The organism is Shewanella sp. 8A (assembly GCF_023475945.1).
Taxonomy (GTDB): domain Bacteria; phylum Pseudomonadota; class Gammaproteobacteria; order Enterobacterales; family Shewanellaceae; genus Shewanella; species Shewanella xiamenensis.
In genome coordinates this window covers 1-18,871 of record NZ_JAMDJP010000009.1, presented here as the reverse complement: position 1 = coordinate 18,871, position 18,871 = coordinate 1, and the positions used below count along the sequence as shown (strand labels likewise).

The 18,871-nt window shown below is 45.4% G+C and carries 13 protein-coding genes, 1 rRNA gene and 1 pseudogene; 10 read left to right on the top strand and 5 right to left on the bottom strand.

The genetic code is table 11. The annotated features are described in order from the left end of the window. Nucleotides 1-79 precede the first annotated feature (79 nt). Nucleotides 80-385 (top strand): thiosulfate sulfurtransferase GlpE, encoded by a 306-nt coding sequence (gene glpE, locus M0413_RS08735; RefSeq protein ID WP_188870879.1) that lies wholly within the window; start codon nt 80-82, stop codon nt 383-385. Continuing rightward, nucleotides 382-1,224 carry a rhomboid family intramembrane serine protease GlpG gene (gene glpG, locus M0413_RS08730; RefSeq protein WP_188870881.1) on the top strand — a complete coding sequence of 281 codons (843 nt, stop codon included), beginning with the start codon at nt 382-384 and terminating at the stop codon, nt 1,222-1,224. Before glpE ends, glpG begins: the two co-directional genes overlap by 4 nt. A gap of 77 nt (nt 1,225-1,301) precedes the next feature. On the opposite strand, the gene elbB is transcribed toward glpG, so the two are convergent. Beyond that, a complete protein-coding gene (gene elbB / locus M0413_RS08725) occupies nt 1,302-1,958 on the bottom strand; it encodes an isoprenoid biosynthesis glyoxalase ElbB (RefSeq protein ID WP_249553823.1) in 657 nt (218 codons plus the stop codon). A gap of 385 nt (nt 1,959-2,343) precedes the next feature. Here elbB and polA point away from each other — a divergent pair, with 385 nt between their 5' ends. After that, entirely contained in the window at nt 2,344-5,112 is a 2,769-nt protein-coding gene (gene polA, locus M0413_RS08720; protein WP_037424065.1) for a DNA polymerase I, read from the top strand. Nucleotides 5,113-6,166: 1,054 nt separating this feature from the next. Here the strand turns inward: polA and yihA are convergent. Further along, a complete protein-coding gene (yihA, locus tag M0413_RS08715; protein WP_037424068.1) occupies nt 6,167-6,826 on the bottom strand; it encodes a ribosome biogenesis GTP-binding protein YihA/YsxC in 660 nt (219 codons plus the stop codon). Nucleotides 6,827-6,995: 169 nt separating this feature from the next. On the opposite strand from yihA, the gene M0413_RS08710 reads away from it, so the two are divergent. The 5 genes from M0413_RS08710 to hemN all read left to right on the top strand — a co-directional run bounded on the left by M0413_RS08710 (nt 6,996) and on the right by hemN (nt 11,888). Further along, nucleotides 6,996-7,619 (top strand): c-type cytochrome, encoded by a 624-nt coding sequence (locus tag M0413_RS08710; RefSeq protein WP_037424071.1) that lies wholly within the window; start codon nt 6,996-6,998, stop codon nt 7,617-7,619. A gap of 826 nt (nt 7,620-8,445) precedes the next feature. Continuing rightward, nucleotides 8,446-9,084 (top strand): class I SAM-dependent methyltransferase, encoded by a 639-nt coding sequence (locus M0413_RS08705; protein WP_037429866.1) that lies wholly within the window; start codon nt 8,446-8,448, stop codon nt 9,082-9,084. An 82-nt stretch (nt 9,085-9,166) separates the two neighbouring features. Further along, nucleotides 9,167-9,718: a Der GTPase-activating protein YihI gene (gene yihI / locus M0413_RS08700; protein WP_037424074.1), complete on the top strand. Its 552-nt coding sequence runs from the start codon at nt 9,167-9,169 to the stop codon at nt 9,716-9,718. Between the two features lie 68 nt (nt 9,719-9,786). Then, nucleotides 9,787-10,254, top strand: coding sequence for a DUF2489 domain-containing protein (locus tag M0413_RS08695; RefSeq protein WP_249553821.1), 468 nt, complete (start codon nt 9,787-9,789; stop codon nt 10,252-10,254). A gap of 257 nt (nt 10,255-10,511) precedes the next feature. Next, a complete protein-coding gene (gene hemN / locus M0413_RS08690; protein ID WP_081990920.1) occupies nt 10,512-11,888 on the top strand; it encodes an oxygen-independent coproporphyrinogen III oxidase in 1,377 nt (458 codons plus the stop codon). Between the two features lie 70 nt (nt 11,889-11,958). Here hemN and add read toward each other — a convergent pair whose 3' ends face one another. Continuing rightward, a complete protein-coding gene (add, locus tag M0413_RS08685) occupies nt 11,959-12,954 on the bottom strand; it encodes an adenosine deaminase (RefSeq protein ID WP_069453904.1) in 996 nt (331 codons plus the stop codon). A gap of 211 nt (nt 12,955-13,165) precedes the next feature. Here add and M0413_RS08680 point away from each other — a divergent pair. Beyond that, nucleotides 13,166-14,968 (top strand): annotated as a pseudogene (locus M0413_RS08680) (DUF885 domain-containing protein). 102 nt (nt 14,969-15,070) lie between these two features. Beyond that, nucleotides 15,071-16,084 carry an alpha/beta fold hydrolase gene (locus tag M0413_RS08675; protein ID WP_249553820.1) on the top strand — a complete coding sequence of 338 codons (1,014 nt, stop codon included), beginning with the start codon at nt 15,071-15,073 and terminating at the stop codon, nt 16,082-16,084. Here M0413_RS08675 and M0413_RS08670 read toward each other — a convergent pair. Both M0413_RS08670 and rrf read right to left on the bottom strand, forming a co-directional pair. Then, a complete protein-coding gene (locus M0413_RS08670; protein ID WP_249553819.1) occupies nt 16,041-18,491 on the bottom strand; it encodes an EAL domain-containing protein in 2,451 nt (816 codons plus the stop codon). The two genes, M0413_RS08675 and M0413_RS08670, sit on opposite strands and share 44 nt — an antisense overlap. Nucleotides 18,492-18,766: 275 nt before the next feature. Continuing rightward, nucleotides 18,767-18,871: ribosomal RNA gene (rrf, locus tag M0413_RS08665) — 5S ribosomal RNA — on the bottom strand; the annotation flags it as partial.

Sequence of the window (18,871 nt, the reverse complement as noted above, 5' to 3'; positions counted from 1 at the left end):
CACGGGGCTGTACACATGCAGCCCCATGTTGCACACTTATCCCATCGCTTATCCCTTTTCAGTTATTTCAGGTTTTATTATGTCTTCCTTTAAACACCTTAGCGTGAATCAATTAGTGCAAATGACCGAGTCAAAGTCAGTGCAAATCGTCGATATTCGCGATGGTCATAGCTTTAACAACGGCCACATTGATGGCGCATTTAATTTGAATAACGAGAATCTAGCGCACTTTATTAGCCAAGCGGATATGGACAGTCCTTTAGTGGTGGTTTGCTACCATGGCATCAGCAGCCAAAATGCCGCTCAATATCTGTGTGAGCAAGGGTTTGATGACGTTTATAGCCTAGATGGTGGCTTTAGCGCTTGGCATGAGGCCAATGCATGATTGAGATTGGCAGACTCCCCAACAGCAGAGCCGCGCAGGCCTTTGTCGATTACCTCAAAGGTGAACAGATAGACTGCCAAATTCAGCCATTACCGCAGGGAGTCGCTATTCTGGTTATCCGCGATCAGGATGCCGAGCAAGCCCGTAAAGAATTTGCCCACTTTATCGCTCATCCTTACGATAACAAATACTTACAAGCCTCGTGGGAGCATGGTGATACCAATACTAAGCTCGATTATGGCGCCCCTTCTTTACAGCTATTCAGCCAATTTATCACAGGCGCAGGCCCAGTTACTCTTATCATCTTCGGCCTCTGTGTACTGATTTATACTGCGATGAATTTAGGCTTCGCCAGCCTCGTTTACCAAGCACTCTCCTATTTTGGCGCAGTGCCTGACACGGGTGTTAGCCAATTCTGGCGCGTGTTTACCCCAAGCCTAATGCACTTTTCGGCCATGCATATCATCTTCAACTTACTCTGGTGGTGGTATTTGGGTGGCAAAATCGAGACTCGTATAGGCACAGCCCCGCTGTTAATCCTGCTACTGGTCGCAGGTACTTTACCCAATGTCGTCCAATACTATGTTAGTGGTCCCAACTTTGGCGGGCTGTCAGGCGTAGTGTATGCCGTCGCCGGTTACACTTGGGTCATGGGGCGACGTAAACCAGAGGCGGGTATAGGTTTACCGCCCTCCTACATGGGGTTTATGTTGATTTGGCTGGTGTTAGGCTTTACGGATTTCTTAGGTGTTTCAGTTGCGAATGGCGCCCATATTGGTGGGCTATTGATAGGTCTCGCCCAAGGCTGGCTTGATAGTCGCAGTAAAGCTACTCGCTAACTCACCGCGATTTCTTCCATATTCAGATACAAATGCAGGGTAAGCCTTAGAGTTTACCCTGCTGTGTTTAGGCGTAATTACTTGGCTAGTTCTAGCACTTTGGCGACCAGCTTCTCGATGCCAGAGTGTGCCTCAGCAATATTCCCCGCCAACATATAAGCGGGCGTACTAACAATCTTATTATCCTCATCCACCACGATATCATGCACAGTCGCCGCCTGATGATGGCCGCCCATCAGATTAAAGGCTGCTACCGTATCCACATCATTACCGATAGTGCCCTTAGCACCGTGTCCATATAACTGCGGGATCATCATAGGCGCGATACAAATAAAGCCGACGGGCTTTTTCGCCAGAATAAATTCATTAATAAAATCAGTCACGAGTGGATTCACTTCACACTCACTGCCATTAGTGGCGAAGTTACACAGATTTTTCGCCGCCCCAAACCCGCCAGGGATAACCAGTGCATCGAAATCGGTAATATCAAGTTCGGTGGTTGCTTTTACTTCGCCACGGGCGATACGTGCCGATTCAACCAGCACATTGCGTGTCGCTGTCTTGTCTACTTCGCCAGTGAAGTGATTAACAACATGCATCTGATTGATATCAGGAGCAAAACATTGATATTGAGCCCCCGCTTTCGATAGAGATAATAACGTTAAAACCGATTCATGGATCTCTGTTCCATCGAAAACACCGCACCCACTGAGCAATACTGCGATTTTTTTCATTATAAATATCCTTCTTATGTCATTTGGTTTTAACAAACTGTAAACAAAATGGTTGATCTGCTTAAAAATCGTGCTAACTTAGTTCGTCGAATCTAAGGGTCGGTGAAAATTAAGCCAGCCTCTAGGTATTTTACGGAGTCAATAAAAAATCCACAAATCAGGAAGATTTTTCAAGAAACAGTATTGAACTCACACAAATATTATAAAAACATAAAAATCAACAACTTAAAAATATCGCACCAAGCCGTAATTATCGCCATTATTCACAGTTGACTTTTTCACTCACAGAGTTATCCACAGGCTGAGAGTCAATTTGCCGTGGCTGAAATACCACTTCTGTGGCATGCTTAGCGCCATCTAAGTCATCGATAAACGAAAATTACTTATGCCGACCATAGCCAATAACCCACTTGTCCTTGTGGATGGATCTTCTTATTTATATCGCGCCTATTATGCGCCTCCTCACCTGACAAACTCAAAGGGCGAAGCTACTGGTGCAGTTTATGGCGTAGTGAATATGCTCCGCAGCTTATTAAGCCGTTATCAACCTAGTCATATCGCTGTGGTGTTCGATGCTAAAGGCAAAACCTTCCGCAATGACTTATATGAAGAATACAAGGCGCATCGACCACCGATGCCGGATGACCTGCGCTCACAAATTGAACCCCTGCACCGTATTATCCGTGCCTTAGGCTTGCCCTTAATTTCTATCCCAGGTGTTGAGGCAGATGATGTTATCGGCACTATCGCTCGCCAAGCGAGCCGCGAAAACCGCGCCGTACTCATCAGTACAGGCGATAAAGATATGGCGCAGCTGGTTGATGACAATATCACGCTGATCAACACCATGACAGATACCATTATGGGCCCTGAAGAAGTTGCGGCTAAATATGGTGTAGGTCCAGACAGAATTATCGATTTCTTAGCGCTGATGGGCGATAAGGCGGATAACATTCCCGGTTTACCTGGTGTTGGCGAAAAAACCGCATTAGCCATGCTCACAGGGGCGGGTAGTGTCGCCAATTTGCTTGCAGAGCCCGAAAAAGTCACCGAATTAGGCTTTAGGGGCGCAAAAACCATGGCGGCGAAAATCATCGACAATGCCGACATGCTAAAACTGTCCTATGAGCTTGCCACCATTAAAACCGATGTTGAACTCGAACAAGATTGGCATGAGCTCACCGCCAAACCTGCTGATCGAGACGAACTGATCAAATGCTACGGCGAGATGGAGTTTAAACGCTGGCTTGCCGAAGTCTTAGATAATAAGGCGCCAGCGACGGTCACAGCAAAAGCCGAAACGACCGAAACCCAAGAAGAATCAGCGCCCAGCGTCACGATTGAAACCCAATACGATACGATTCTGACCGAAGCTCAGCTTGATGAGTGGATTGCCAAACTCAAACAAGCGCCATTAATGGCCGTGGATACCGAGACCACCAGCCTCGACTATATGGTTGCGGAACTGGTTGGCATGTCCTTCGCAGTGGAAGCAGGAAAAGCCGCTTATCTGCCTTTAGCCCACGATTATGTTGGCGCACCTCAACAATTAGATAAGCAGACTGTACTCGAAAAACTGCGCCCGATACTCGAAGATGCCAAGATCAAAAAAGTCGGTCAAAACCTGAAATATGACATCAGCGTATTGGCCAATGCAGGCATAAAACTCCAAGGCGTGGTATTCGACACTATGCTCGAATCCTATGTGTTTAACTCGATCGCCTCACGCCATGATATGGATGGGTTGGCGCTAAAATATCTGGGCCATAAAAATATCGCCTTTGAAGATATCGCAGGTAAAGGTGCTAAACAGCTAACCTTTAACCAAATTCCGTTGGAAACAGCAGCTCCCTATGCGGCGGAAGATGCCGATATTACGCTACGCCTACATCAACACCTGTGGCCAAGACTCGAAAAAGAAGCTGAATTAGCCTCAGTTTTTACCGATATTGAACTGCCGCTGATCCAAATTCTGTCCGATATTGAACGCCAAGGTGTGTTTATCGATAGTATGTTGCTTGGTCAACAGAGTGATGAACTTGCCCGTAAAATCGATGAGTTAGAAACTAAAGCTTATGATATTGCTGGTGAAAAATTCAATTTAAGTTCACCAAAGCAACTGCAAGTGCTGTTTTTTGAAAAGCTGGGTTATCCGGTTATCAAAAAGACGCCTAAGGGTGCACCATCCACCGCCGAAGAAGTGCTGGTCGAATTGGCATTAGATTTTCCTTTGCCTAAGGTGATCCTTGAGCATCGCAGCCTGACCAAGTTAAAGAGTACTTACACCGATAAGTTACCTTTAATGGTGAACGCTAAAACCGGCCGAGTACACACAAGCTACCATCAGGCCAATGCCGCAACGGGGCGTTTATCCTCGAGCGAACCTAACCTACAGAATATTCCTATCCGCACCGAGGAAGGTCGTCGTATTCGCCAAGCCTTTATTGCACCGCAGGGACGTAAGATTTTAGCCGCCGACTATTCGCAGATTGAATTGCGTATCATGGCGCATTTATCCCAAGACGCAGGCTTACTCAAAGCCTTCGCCGAAGGCAAAGACATTCACAGAGCCACCGCCGCCGAAGTATTTGGCACCGACTTTGACAGCGTAACCTCGGAGCAGCGTCGCCGCGCCAAAGCCGTTAACTTTGGCCTGATCTATGGTATGTCCGCCTTTGGATTAGCGCGTCAGCTCGACATCCCCCGCAACGAGGCACAAACCTATATAGACACTTACTTCGCCCGCTATCCTGGCGTATTAAGGTATATGGAAGAAACACGAGCCAGTGCAGCAGAGCTAGGCTATGTCTCTACGCTATTTGGTCGCCGTTTGTATTTACCCGAAATTCGCGACCGTAATGCAATGCGCCGCCAAGCAGCAGAAAGAGCAGCGATTAACGCCCCAATGCAAGGCACCGCCGCGGATATCATTAAAAAAGCCATGATCAACATTGCCGATTGGATAAAAACTGATACCCAAGGTGAAATCGCCATGATCATGCAAGTGCACGACGAATTAGTGTTCGAAGTCGATGCCGATAAAGCTGAAAAACTCAAGCTCAAGGTGTGTGAACTCATGGCGAAAGCGGCCAATCTGGATGTAGAACTCCTAGCCGAAGCCGGCATTGGTGATAACTGGGATCAAGCCCACTAGCATTTAAACTGTAGACTTTAGCTTCGAACCTCATTGCTAACACTTACTAAGGCTCATTCATTACAGGATGGGCCTTTGTATTTGGTGCGACTTTTATGTACCTCTAAAATAGACGTCGCAGAGAACAAGATGAGGAGAAGTTGTTTACTCAAGCGAATACCCTGATGGCTAAACCCTCTCAAGAGCGGGAAATAGCATTCGACCCTATACAATACTCTCTGTTACTAAATGTAATCTCCCCTCAATTCTCGCTGCTTTAACGCCGGCATAAGCACAACCTGCTATCCGCGAGACACTCCACACAAGCCTAAACAATCGTTCGCTGATGGATACAACCAACAACAATCATCAAAATAGAGTAAAAACATTAAATCTGAAGAATTGATCAATTCTGTACTAAAAATACAGTCTATTTAGCTAAAACAGTGGTTTAGATACTCTTTTTGAAAAGTTTAGATCAAACACCGCTGATTTTTTCACCTAAAACTTGAGATCTATCGCACACAATTATCACTTTTTCAAAAAAACTGTTTTCCATTTAAAGATAAATAGCGTATTATTCTCTGCGTAGGGTACAGAGGTTAAGATGTTCTATCTTTCAGACCTTTATTTCACTTATAGTGACGAGCCAAATTCTGGCGCCCCAGCAACTTGTTTGCTGGGGCTTTTTTTTGCTTTTTTTCAGCCAATGACCCGTCATCCCAAATAGTGTTTAGTGTTCTCAACCGCATTTTGAATGCCAGTCATAAATTAAGCCATTAACTAAAGGTGAGTAAATTTTAGAGTATTTACTTTAATAAAAGATAAATTCGATGTATGCTGTCGTCATTGAGAACCATTGAAGGTAATTTGATGGTGCTTGAGTCTTGTTGAATTTAGCTTCTCCCCAAAAGAGCTAAAACTTTGGCCGGTGACTATTGTTATCGGCTATTTTTTTGCCTGAAACTTGAGGGTTGAGAGTTGAAAATCAATTGTTTTATAAGGGGATAGAGCGGGATATCGCAGGAGAAGATGGCCGAATGCACTTGTGGTATCCGACCATAAAGCAAAAGACTTACTCGGCGCCGTCTTGGTTTTCTAACTCATCGGCCAACCATTGCGGATGACACCATTCATTTAAGATACTGAGCACTTTAGGTTTGCCCGTGCCCTTGAGCGCAGAAAAAGGCTCAACCTGTACCCAATCTCCAAACTCAACCAGCGCTTTACGCACTTCGTTTACTGTCTTCATCTTCGCGCTTTGCGCCAGCTTATCTGACTTAGTCAGTAATGCGAGTACCGGAATTTCACTCGCCACCGCCCATTCAATCATCTGCATATCCAGATCTTTTAGGGGATGACGGATATCCATTAAAACCACAACACCACTTAAACAAGCACGCTTCTGTAAATACTCGCCTAGAGATTGTTGCCATTTAATCTTCATGGCTAATGGCACTTGGGCAAAACCATAACCCGGTAAATCGACTAATCTACGCTGTGCATCAAGCTCAAATACGTTAATCAGTTGAGTGCGTCCAGGCGTTTTACTGGTACGCGCTAAGTTCTTCTGCTCAGTTAATGCATTGAGCGCACTCGATTTTCCAGCATTTGAGCGACCAGCAAAAGCAATCTCAACACCGACATCGCCAGGCAGATATTGATCCAAATGTGCAATGTCTGGTGCACTGATTAAAAACTTCGCCCTGCGAAAATCTATATGAGATTCAGTCACTATTTACTCCAATATATTTACTGCGCAATACCATAATTTATGAAGAATTGCTTACTTTTCCACGTTTTCGTGTAAAATATTACCCCGATCACATTAAACATATTTTACCACGCTTGCGGGTCACCCTAGTAAGCTCAGGATAATAATCTTAACCAGAAGTTGGAACGCCATGAAAAAGTTAGCTCTTGCGCTGTCTGTTGTAGTTGCCGCCATATCTTCACCTGCGATTGCTGAAGGTAATGCTGAAGCGGGAAAAACTAAAATTATCGTCTGTTCTGCCTGTCACGGTATGGACGGTAACAGCATGATCGATATGTACCCTAAGCTTGCGGGCCAACACGCCACATACCTCCAAAAGCAACTACATGATTTCCGTAGTGCGGCACAATCTGGCGGTAAAGATGGTCGTATGGATCCTATCATGAGTGGTATGGCAATGCCTCTTAGTGATCAAGATATTCTCGACATTACTGCATATTTCTCTACTCAAGCAATCCAAGTTGCTGAGGTGAAAGATGTTCCTGAGCTAGGTGCAAAACTTTACAAAGGTGGCGATGTGTCACGCGGCATCACTGCATGTATGGCATGTCACGGTCCAGATGGTAAAGGGGCTGAATCAGCCGGTTTCCCAGCATTAGCCGGTCAACACGCTAACTATATCAAGATCCAACTGACTAAGTTCCGTGATGCAGGTCGTCACAATGACCTAAACGGTATGATGCAAGATGTCGCTAAGAAGTTAAATGACAGCGATATCGATGCACTATCTAAATATCTTGCTAGCCTGAAATAAGGTTTAGCGATGTAAAGAAGGGTGTGTTGTCACCCTTTTTTTACACCGCCTAGTTTACGTTAACGTAAACTGATAAAGATTCATGCTTGACATGGATCACAGATTTGGGTTTAATAAGCCCCGTACCGAGATAAACCCATCTGTTTGTACAAATAAATTAATAATAACTTACAGATTTCGGTATAATTAACATTCAAGATATAAGAATAAAGACTCTCAATAACAACAATATAACTAAGACCACTCTCTAATAATAACAAGAGCAGTGATTTCGCTTTGAAATCCAGGTCAGTACATTTTTGTAAGGGACGGCCGATAACGCCAATTTGCGAAAGCAAAACGCCTTACATTCAGGGTAACTTGCCCCATCAGGACACAGTTTTACATGATGTAAACTGTAGCAAAGGAAGCTAATCGCTTTGGATGCACTGGCTGGAAGCTTGTTATCACTGGAAGGTACTTCAAGTAACAAGGATGGTTGATTTAACGTCATTGATGACGCTGCTATAAAAGATGTGTCTTGAGACCATCTACGGAAACTGTGGTCAGGATGGCGACAGGAAAGAATTAAGAGTCTGGAAGACCGCTAACAAAAACACGCTGGGAAAGCAGTAAAAAAAAGAAGGATACCGACCGGGAAAGTCGCATAGCAAGTACGGATACTTGGAATCAGAATAGGGTGCTAAAATGCACTGTTTGTAAGGCGGCAGTTTAACTGCCGCCTTTTTTCTTTGTGATTTTCAGTCAAAACGCACTTTGTCTAGAAAGTGCACTCTGCAAATATAATTGTTACAATCAAAGCCTTAATCTTTTATCAGTTGACTCAATGCGCAGATGTCCCCTTTGTCATAGCACACAAACACTGTTGCTCCTACAGGACAAAAAACGGTGTTTTTATATTTGCCAGACATGCGGACTCACTTTTGCTGATGCAAATAGCCATCTTCCTCCTGCGGCAGAAAAACAGCGCTATGGACGTTCGCGGATTGCCGCCAAACAGCGCCAACTCTCGCAATTTATTTTGCCGCTACTGACACAAATACAACTGCAGCAAAAAGGTAGCCTTACGGGCTTAAATTTTGGACGCGTGTTAGATCAAACCAGTCTGGCGACCATTGAATCGGCGGGGCACACCTTCAAGCAATATGACCCTTTCTTTGCTCCTGACCATGAACCTCTAAAGCAAGAGTATGATTTTATTTGCTGCTACCGAGTATTTGAGCATTTTCAGTATCCCTTCAAAGAATGGAGATTACTGACCCGCTTGCTTAAACCAGGAGGCTGGTTAGCAATTAGTACTCCTTTATTAATTGATTTAGAAGGTTTTGCTAAGTGGCATTATAAAAACAATCTCACTCACGTGAGTTTTTACCAAAGACTAACTTTTGAATACCTAGCGAGTAATAGTGATTTTGAACTATTATTTGCCGCGAAAGACCTCGTTTTGATGCAAAAAACATCATAATCTGGTATAACAGCCGACCGAATTTAGCACTTAGTCGATCCCGTATCGGCTAGGCCATACGATGTAAATAATTGAGAAAATCATGTCTCGTAGCAAGAAAACACGCAAGGGCGGCGAGAATAGCCCCAAACAACAGCCAAGAGTGAAAAAGCAGGACCGTGCTGAAGTAACAGGCAAGCGCGCAGAAAAGGGTAACAAGTCTGGCAGTCGTCATAATGAAGCGCTGATCCAGGCTCAAGCACCACAGAAAAAGGCTGCACAGAGCAAAGATCCTCGCCATGGCAGTAAAAAACCTGTGGCTTTGACGTTGCCAACCGCGACAGAAAAGCCAGCCACGCCAAAGGTTAAGCAGCCAAAGTTAACTGACGAGCAAAAATTACTGAAGCTGGAAGAAGATCCAAGACTAAATCAGTTGCTCGATATGCTAGAAGAAGGTCGCAACTTAAATGATGCCGATCAAAAATGGTTAGATCAGCAGCTGAATAAGATTGAAGCCCTGATGATTAAACTGGGTATTAGCGATGAGCTAGAAGATGAAGTGCCAGCGAAATCTAAAGCTGATTCAGATGACGACCTGTTCGATCGCTTTGAATCCGGTGCCGAACTGCTAAAAGATTATCAAGATAAGTTTTAAATCTTAGAATATGCATAAAAACAAAACGATTATGTTTTGTTTTTATGCTTTCTGAACAAGGAGTTCTCGTGTCTACCACTCTTATCGTTCTTGGTTTTATCATTATTGTTGCCCTCAGTAGCTACGCCACTTTTTTACTCCTCAAACTCAAGCAACAAAAACACCGTCAACAAGCGCTTTTTGCCGAGCGCGAAGTGGCAGCTAATGCCAAACGAGCACAAGTACTCGAAGATATCCGCTATATTGCGACAGCCATGATTGAAGACCGCTGTGAAATCTCCGAAGGCGTGGTCAGGATTGGGCGTTTGTTTGAGATTTTATCCCTCAGCGAGCGAGTCGCACCAGAGTTTCCTGCACTCTTCCAACATTTTGAGTTAATTAAAAATCATCCGATTATGGAAGCCCGCCAAGCTCTGCCAAAGCAAGATCGAATGAAACTCGATTTTACACGAATGAAATCTGAAGCTGAGCTTGCCGAAGGTATTAACGAAGATGCTAAAAAGTTGTCGACTTATCAGCTAAAAACACCGCACTAAAAACGCTTACTCCGCCTCGAAGCCAAATTTGGATCGGTTTCGAGGCGATCAATTTAAATCCGTTCATCACATAGAGTGCGACTTCCCGTGAGCCTGTGCACAAAACCTCCAAAAAACGACAGACACACGCTCTTTTTTCATAGATATTGCGTAACTTCTAAAATGGCAGACATCATTTTTACAACCTAGATCAAGGTTATTTACCTAAGAACCTTGCATACTTCGTTTGTTGCTAATTTACCCTCGGAGGACACGCCTTGAAGCAGCCCACTCAGATAAGCTGGGATCAGTCGATGATCGAAAAATATAACTACAGCGGTCCCCGTTATACTTCTTATCCAACGGCGCTAGAGTTCGATGATTCATTCACTGAACAAAACCTGTTAACGGCGATTGAAAACAGTAAGAGTGACAAACTGTCGCTGTATATTCACATCCCCTTCTGCGCCAAACTTTGCTACTACTGTGGCTGTAATAAAGTCATCACTCGCCACGCCCACAAGGCTGATCAATACATTGAGTATTTAAGCCTCGAAATTATTAAGCGTGCTCCGCTGTTTAAGCACTACACAGTCACCCAAATGCACTGGGGCGGCGGCACTCCAACCTTCTTAAATCCAGAGCAAATTTTGAAGTTAACCGACTTAATCAAGGCTAACTTTAACTTTGCCGCTGAAGGTGAGTTCTCGATCGAAGTTGACCCGCGTGAGATTGAGCTTTCAATGCTCGATACCTTAAAAGAAGCAGGCTTTAACCGCATTTCTATCGGGGTGCAGGACTTCAATAAAGAAGTACAAGTCGCAGTTAACCGCGAGCAGGACGAGCAATTTATTTTCGATTTAATGGCCAAAGCCAAGGCCATGGGATTCGTCTCAACCAATATCGACTTAATTTACGGTCTGCCACACCAGACACCCGAAACATTCGCCGCCACCATGCAGCGCGTGTTAGACCTGTCGCCCGACCGTCTATCTGTATTCAACTATGCCCACTTACCCGCGCGTTTTGCCGCGCAGCGTAAGATCAAAGATGAACATTTACCTTCGCCAAAACAAAAACTCGAGATGTTGCATCAAACGATCGAGACCTTAACCGGCGCGGGTTATCAGTACATCGGCATGGACCACTTCGCTAAGCCTGACGATGAGCTGGCTAAGTTACAACGCGAAGGCAAACTGCACCGTAACTTCCAGGGTTATACCACCCAAGAAGAATGCGACCTGCTCGGTCTGGGCGTGTCTTCAATCAGCCAAATCGGCGATTGTTATGCGCAAAACCAGAAGGACATTCGTCCTTACTACGAAGCCATCGACAAAGATGGCCATGCGCTGTGGAAAGGTTGTAGCCTGAACCGTGACGACGAAATCCGCCGCGTAGTGATCAAACAATTGATCTGCCACTTCGATTTAGATATGGCGAAAATGGACGAAAAACTGGGTATTAAGTTTGAGGAATACTTCGCCGAAGACTTAAAACTACTGCAAACCTTTATCGACGATAAGTTAGTTGAAATCGCCGACAGAAAGATCACCATCAGCCCCACAGGCCGCCTGTTGATCCGCAATATCTGTATGTGCTTCGACCTTTACTACCGTCAAAAAGCGCGTCAACAACAGTTCTCCCGTGTGATCTAACACTGACACATTTCCAATAAAAAATCCGACTCAAATGTCGGATTTTTTATTGGGAAATAGAGCAGATTACTTAAGCTTTAGCCGCATACAGCGCCTTGCGCTCACTCTCAGATAAAAACGCCATTTCCATCCCGTTGCGTTGCACCTGAGTCAGCTCGGCATCGCTTAATCCCAGTTCAGACTTGGCAATGCGGTATTCATGCTTGATATCAATCGCACTCACACCCGGATCATCGGTGTTAAGGCTTATCAACACACCAGCATCCATAAAGGTTCTGAAGGGATGTTCAGCATAGGAAGACACTGTCGAGGTGTGCAGGTTGCTGGTTGGGCAAGATTCGATACCAATACGATGTTTAGCGAGATATTCCATCAGCTTAGGATCGTGAATCGCATTCACCCCATGGCCGATACGTGTCGCGCCCAACTCCTGAATCGCTTGCCACATACTTTGCGAACCCGCCGCTTCGCCCGCATGGGCGGTAATCGCTAAGCCCGCGTCTCGCACTCGCTTAAAGTGCTCATTAAACAACTCGCCAGGAAAACCTAACTCATCGCCAGCTAAATCCATCGCGACTAAGTGTTGTTTATGGGCGAGTAGACCTTCAAGCTCCTGAGTACAAGCGGCTTGGCCGAAGGAGCGCGACATAATCCCGATAAGATTGATCTTAACTTGATAATCTTTCAGGCCTGCTTTCACCCCATCGATAACCGCTTCAACCACACCTTCAATCGGTAGCTTATGGTTCATCGCCATGTAATATGGGCTAAAACGCAGCTCCGCATAATCAAGGCCAGATAACGCCGCATCGGCCACGTTTTCATAGGCGACACGTTTTACCGCATCTAAATCAGCGAGAACGGCCACCATCCAGTCAAGCTTCTTCAAGAAGGCGACTAAGCTGGTTTCTTTCCCCTGAATCTGTACAAATGGCGCGAGAGTCTCTAAAGAATCGGCAGGCAAAGCAATGCCATGTTGGTGTCCGAGTTCCCAAATGGTGTTCACTCGCACGTTACCATCTAAGTGACGATGCAAATCCACCAATGGAATGGATGTATTGATCATAATTAACCCCTATATGAACTACCCAGCCAATGCTTTTGTTATTTGGTCTAGGGCGGACACTAAGTTTAACACGCATTCTTGGGTGGCACTTAGCTAAGGGCAGGATTTAAATTCACATTCAGTCACAATTCTGCTTAATATGCGTACAAGAATCTGGGGTAAACCTCAGGCATAATGACTTCAATAACAACGAAAATATCCGAGATAAATCATGCATAAACTCTTTACCCCAAGCTTACTGATTTGCGCCCTAACTGCCTGTAGCACAGCTCAAACTCCTATCGAACATACACCGACAACCATCACTACAGCGCAGGCGCCAGCCAAAACTATGGCACCAGCACTGCAAGCGATTGTGGATCAAAGTTGGCAACTCCAACTCAGTGCCAGCCCAGAAATGGCCTATGGAATGGGAGATAAGAGTGCTGCGGGTAAACTACAAGATCTGTCTCCAGAAGCCTTAGCCAAGCTCAATCAAGGACAAATTGCCATTCTGGCCCAATTGAAAGCACTGGATCGCAGTAAGCTGAGTAAAGAGGATAAAATCAACGCCCAAATCCTCGAAGATCAGATCCAAAACGAGGTCGACCTGTATAAATACAAGGATTACTACCTGCCAATCACCGCAGAGAGTGGCTTCCACGCCTATATATCTTCCATTGCGCAAGGGCGGTTCAATACCCTAGAGGATTACCAAAACTACCTAGGCAAGCTCAAGGCACTACCTACCTATTTTGCCCAGCAAACCCATTGGTTAAAACAAGGCTTAAAGGAAGGCATTACACCGCCTAAAGCCACGCTCAAGGGATTTGAAAACAGCATTAGTGTTTACATCTTACCGGTAGAGAAAAGCAGTTATTTCAAGCCTTTTACTCAATACCCAAGCCACTTTACTGAGGCGCAAAAAACGCAACTGACCCAAGAAGGCCGAGCATCGGTCGAGCAGAATGTGCTCCCGACCTATCAGGCTTTTTATGATTTTATGACTCAGGAGTATATGCCCAACACTCGGGAAAATATTGCCGCCAACAGCTTACCCGATGGTGATGCCTTCTATGAGAACCGCGTCCGTTACTACACGACCTTAAATATGACCTCGGCCGAAGTGCACGAGCTCGGTTTAAAAGAAGTAAAGCGTATCCGCCAGGAAATGGAGCAAGTCATTAAGTCTGTTGGCTTTAAAGGCAGCTTTGCCGACTTTTTACATTTCTTAAGAACCGATCCCCAGTTTTATACCACCAGTGCGGATCAGCTCCTGAAGGAAGCGGCATTTATTGCCAAAAAAGCCGATGCCATGTTGCCCAAATATTTTGGTAAATTGCCGCGAAAACCCTACGGTATCGCGCCAGTGCCGGCCGAAATTGCCCCGAAATACACCTCAGGCCGTTATTCAGGCTCTAATCGTGATGACGAGCCGGGTTACTACTGGGTTAATACCTACGCCTTAGATAAGCGCCCGCTCTATGAACTCGAAGCGCTAACGCTACACGAAGCAGTGCCCGGACATCATCTGCAGATTTCACTTAACTCCGAACTGAGCTCGTTGCCTGATTTTCGTCGCTACAGCTATATTTCGGCCTTTGGTGAAGGTTGGGGATTGTATAGCGAATACTTAGGCTTAGAAGCGGGATTCTATCAAGACCCTTACAGTAACTTTGGACGTCTCACTTACGAGATGTGGCGCGCCGCTCGCCTCGTTGTCGATACGGGGATGCACGCCTAAGGTTGGAGTCGAGAACAAGCCATCGAGTTTATGGCGAGCAACACGGCGTTATCGCTCCACAATGTGACCACTGAGATTGACCGCTACATTACCTGGCCAGGGCAAGCACTCTCCTACAAGATTGGTGAGCTCACCATTAAACGCCTACGCGCGAAAGCCGAGCAAGCCTTAGGCGATAAATTTGATATTCGCGCCTTCCACGACGCGGTATTAGAAAATGGTTCTGTACCTATGTCGGTGCTGGAGCAACAGATAAACGACTTTATCGAAGCGCAAAAAGCCGCGATTTAAGCTCATCCCAAGGGAGCGGGTATTTTCCTGCTCCCTTTCCTGCCCGCCCCAGTTCTCTGATACACTCTAGCAAACCTTTTTGCCCGAGATGTGTGACAGAGTATGAGCCAAACGCCCCAAAACTTTCCAAGGGAAGAGTTTTCCAAGGTAGCTTTTTCAACGGAACACGATTTAAATACTTCTGAACAGCAAGCCTTTTGGCAAACCGTTATCCAAGACACACTCAAAACCCCCGATGGATTAACCTTGGCCTACATGATGGTCAAGCATCCCAAGGCCCATGCCAGCATAGTTATCAGCAGTGGCCGAGTTGAGTCCTACTTAAAGTATCAAGAATTGGTATTTGACTTGTATCAGCAAGGCTATTCGGTGTTTGCCATTGATCACCGCGGCCAGGGATTATCGAGCCGCATGACGGCAAATCCCCATCAAGGCCATGTGCGGCGGTTCAACGACTATATCGACGACTTTGCCCTGTTTATGCAAAGAGTTGTACTTAAACATGCCACTTCACCGCTGTTCTTACTCGGGCATTCCATGGGCGGCGCCATCGGCACCTTGTATCTCAAACAACATCCAGATGTGTTTACCGCGGCGGCATTCTCAGCCCCCATGTATGGTATTAAGTTACCTATGCCTAAAGGGTTTGTCCGTTGGTTAGCCAGTAAGCTCGATACCAGCCTCAACGGTGGAGAGCCTAACTATGTTCTCAGCGGGCAAAACTATAAGGCCGCTCCCTTTAAAGGCAATGATCTCACCCATTGCCAGAGCCGTTATCAAGCTTACCGAGAATTGTACGATGCAGCGCCAAAGCTGCAATTAGGCTCACCGACTAACCGCTGGTTGACTGAATCCTTAGATGCGGCCGATGCCTGTGTCTTGGCCACGGCATATATCCGCACACCCATTCTGATCCTACAAGCTGGTGAGGATAAAATTGTCGACAATGCCGCACAAAATCTTGCGGTGAGTTCTAATTGCCAACTAAAAGTGATTGCAGGTGCTGCCCATGAAATTTTTATGGAGAAAGATAGCTATCGCAATCAAGCACTCAATTACGTACTCGACTTTTTTAAACGCTACGCAACAAGGGACGTGGACAAGCAAGCTGTATAAAATCATTAAAACTCAAGGCTCGAGCGATATTGTAGCCTTGAAAGTGCGTACATCCTAAGGCTGTAAATAGCTGCTGTTGCTGTACAGATTCCACACCTTTCGCCACTATCGGCAGTTTAAAAGATTGTATCGATTGGATAAGCGCTTGGCTCCAACTGGCATCAACCAGCAAGCTTGCAGCACAATGCAGATCTAACTTAACCTCTGTAAGCGGGTAGTGGTGTAGGCAACTTAAGGCGCACTGGCCAGCACCAAAGTTATCTAATGTAATCGCAATACCAGCCTCTGTTAACTGTCGGATACGTGGCTCAACAAAAGCGTTAGCAGTAAGCAATATACCCTCAGCAAGTTCAACCCCCAGTTGCTTATCATCAAGCTCATAGGAACGAACTAAAGTAATAAATTGATCTACAAAATCAGCTTGGCAAAAAGATAAGGTACTTATATTCAACGTCATACGCGGCAGTATGATGCCTTGTTGCTTAAACTGTTTGACTAACTGACAAACTCGATCGGCAACATTTAAATCAAGCGCGGCGATTAATCCATTATGCTCAGCTAAGCGAATAAACTGCGCTACAGGCACGATTTCACCATTGGTTAAATACCAGCGAGATAAAACCTCTGCAGAAACAATTTTGCCTTGCCTATCAACAACAGGCTGGAACATCAAAGAGAGTTGATTGTCAGTAATCGCATGTTGCAATGCACTGATTAATGACGATTCAGGATCAACAGCAGACGCTAACTCTGGATGATAAAACGCGCATCCCTCATGCTCCAGTGACAGAGCACACTTCATTGCGAGTTGCGCACGCTGAACCACGAGTTCTGGAGTGAGAGTATCGACGGGATCTAATAAACAAATACCCACGTTGGCACTCAAACTAAAATGAGACTCTCCATAATGGAAAGGGCGAATCGTAATTTGTCTTAACTCGGTTGCCAAAGCTAATGCTCGACGCCCTGCAATCTCAGCATCAACGGCCAACTCCTTAATTAAAAGAGCAAAATGACCAAGTTCAATATGAGCAACGACAATGTTCTCTGTAAAGTAACTCGAGAGCCTTGCACTTAGCTGCGACAGTAAACGCTCAAGTTCGTGGGATGATAATGCCTCGCTAATGCCTAAGGTATCGACATTAACGAATAATAATGCTCCCCATTGGCCAGAACTATTACGTTGAGTCAGGTAATGTGACAATTGCGCCATAAATACTTCAGGAAGCATCCGATGACCACCTGCCGATTGCTTCACTAACTCCGCAATCGCAGCATGGTTTCTCTCACTCTCTGATACATCGACATGAATGCCTATCATCCGAGTCGGTCTACCAAGATGGTCCCAGTCGACTAACATGCCACGGTCAAATACCCAGACATAATGCCCTTCGCGGTGCTGTAAGCGATGAACACTCTCAAACTCTTTTGTTTTTCCGCTCACATATTCCTGCAAGCAATGCAATACAGCCTGTCTATCCTCGGGATGCAAACGTGTTTCCCATGTCTGGAATACCCCTTCCAGTTCATCGGGTTGATAACCTATCATTTCTTTCCAGCGGTCGGAGAGAAACACTTCGCCAGTACGAAGATCCCAATCCCAAATACCATTGCGCGACCCTTCAACGGCAAATAACCAACGCTGTTCACTATCATTAAGCTGTTTAACCGCTCGCGCTAACCGCTCATGAACCAATTGAAGGTTTGTTTGCAGGGATAAAATCTCGGACGCACTCCAAGGTACTTGAGTAGAAAATGCCGATGTGCCGACATGTTGTGCCGATTTGCATAACAGCTTCAGTGGACGTATTAGCAGATAATATAACACGCAGGTAAAGCCAATAAGCAGCAACGCCCCAAGCCCCCACACACGCATAAATCGCTGTTGTAACTCGCTTGATGCTCTCGTGACCAAAGGGGCTAGATCAGATTCAAGATAAAGCAGCTCTGTGGCCCCAGGATACTGGGCGTCAACTGGATAATAAGCTTGAATTGATAACCTTTTTGGATTGACCGAAATACTTGCCTGACCTGATTGCACTACGGCATGATGTCTAAGCACATCATATCCATCAATCACTTCTATCGCATTGCTATCGCGCCAAACAGTATGATTAGCAAAACGGATCCGACTGTTCGCATCCAGCAAGATATAAACCATCACATTCATATCTAAGGTTGCTAGAGACACTTCCTGCTCAATCCGCTCAATATCTTGCAATGCCTGTGCTGACTGAACGACAGCCTGCATACGCAAAAGCTGCTGTTTTATCTGACTAACTTGACGATCAGCTAACTCCTTACGCACCAGTTCACTCTCATAAAAATACTCAGCAGTCACTAACACTAAATAAAGTGTCAGCATACACACAGGAATTAATACGGCGAGTGAGAGTTTGCGAAGCATTGGTAGCTTATGATCTTAAATAAAGAAATAGACGCCCTGTATGCTAACGGTAAACCTACGACTAAGCAAAAAGACTTAACATAAATACGAGTATTTTGGAGAATACTGCCTAAAAATTAAGACAGTGATTGATTGTAATCATCTAATAACATTTAGATGTTTTGAATATGTAGATGTTTTGAATATGGGATCGCTATGTTACAACAAACAGGCAGTTTGAAATTTCAAAAACAAAAAAGCCAGCTTATTCAGCTGGCTTCATTGTTTAGTTAGGTGCTTGGCGATGACCTACTCTCACATGGGGAGACCCCACACTACCATCGGCGCGATTGCGTTTCACTTCTGAGTTCGGGATGGGATCAGGTGGGACCACAATGCTA

Bases quoted from the DNA above. Each gene is read 5' to 3' on its own strand.
- glpE (WP_188870879.1), top strand. From the start codon at position 80: ATGTCTTCCTTTAAACACCTTAGCGTGAATCAATTAGTGCAAATGACC.
- glpG (WP_188870881.1), top strand. From the start codon at position 382: ATGATTGAGATTGGCAGACTCCCCAACAGCAGAGCCGCGCAGGCCTTT.
- elbB (WP_249553823.1), bottom strand. From the start codon at position 1,958: ATGAAAAAAATCGCAGTATTGCTCAGTGGGTGCGGTGTTTTCGATGGA.
- polA (WP_037424065.1), top strand. From the start codon at position 2,344: ATGCCGACCATAGCCAATAACCCACTTGTCCTTGTGGATGGATCTTCT.
- M0413_RS08710 (WP_037424071.1), top strand. From the start codon at position 6,996: ATGAAAAAGTTAGCTCTTGCGCTGTCTGTTGTAGTTGCCGCCATATCT.
- M0413_RS08705 (WP_037429866.1), top strand. From the start codon at position 8,446: ATGCGCAGATGTCCCCTTTGTCATAGCACACAAACACTGTTGCTCCTA.
- yihI (WP_037424074.1), top strand. From the start codon at position 9,167: ATGTCTCGTAGCAAGAAAACACGCAAGGGCGGCGAGAATAGCCCCAAA.
- add (WP_069453904.1), bottom strand. From the start codon at position 12,954: ATGATCAATACATCCATTCCATTGGTGGATTTGCATCGTCACTTAGAT.
- M0413_RS08675 (WP_249553820.1), top strand. From the start codon at position 15,071: ATGAGCCAAACGCCCCAAAACTTTCCAAGGGAAGAGTTTTCCAAGGTA.
- M0413_RS08670 (WP_249553819.1), bottom strand. From the start codon at position 18,491: ATGCTTCGCAAACTCTCACTCGCCGTATTAATTCCTGTGTGTATGCTG.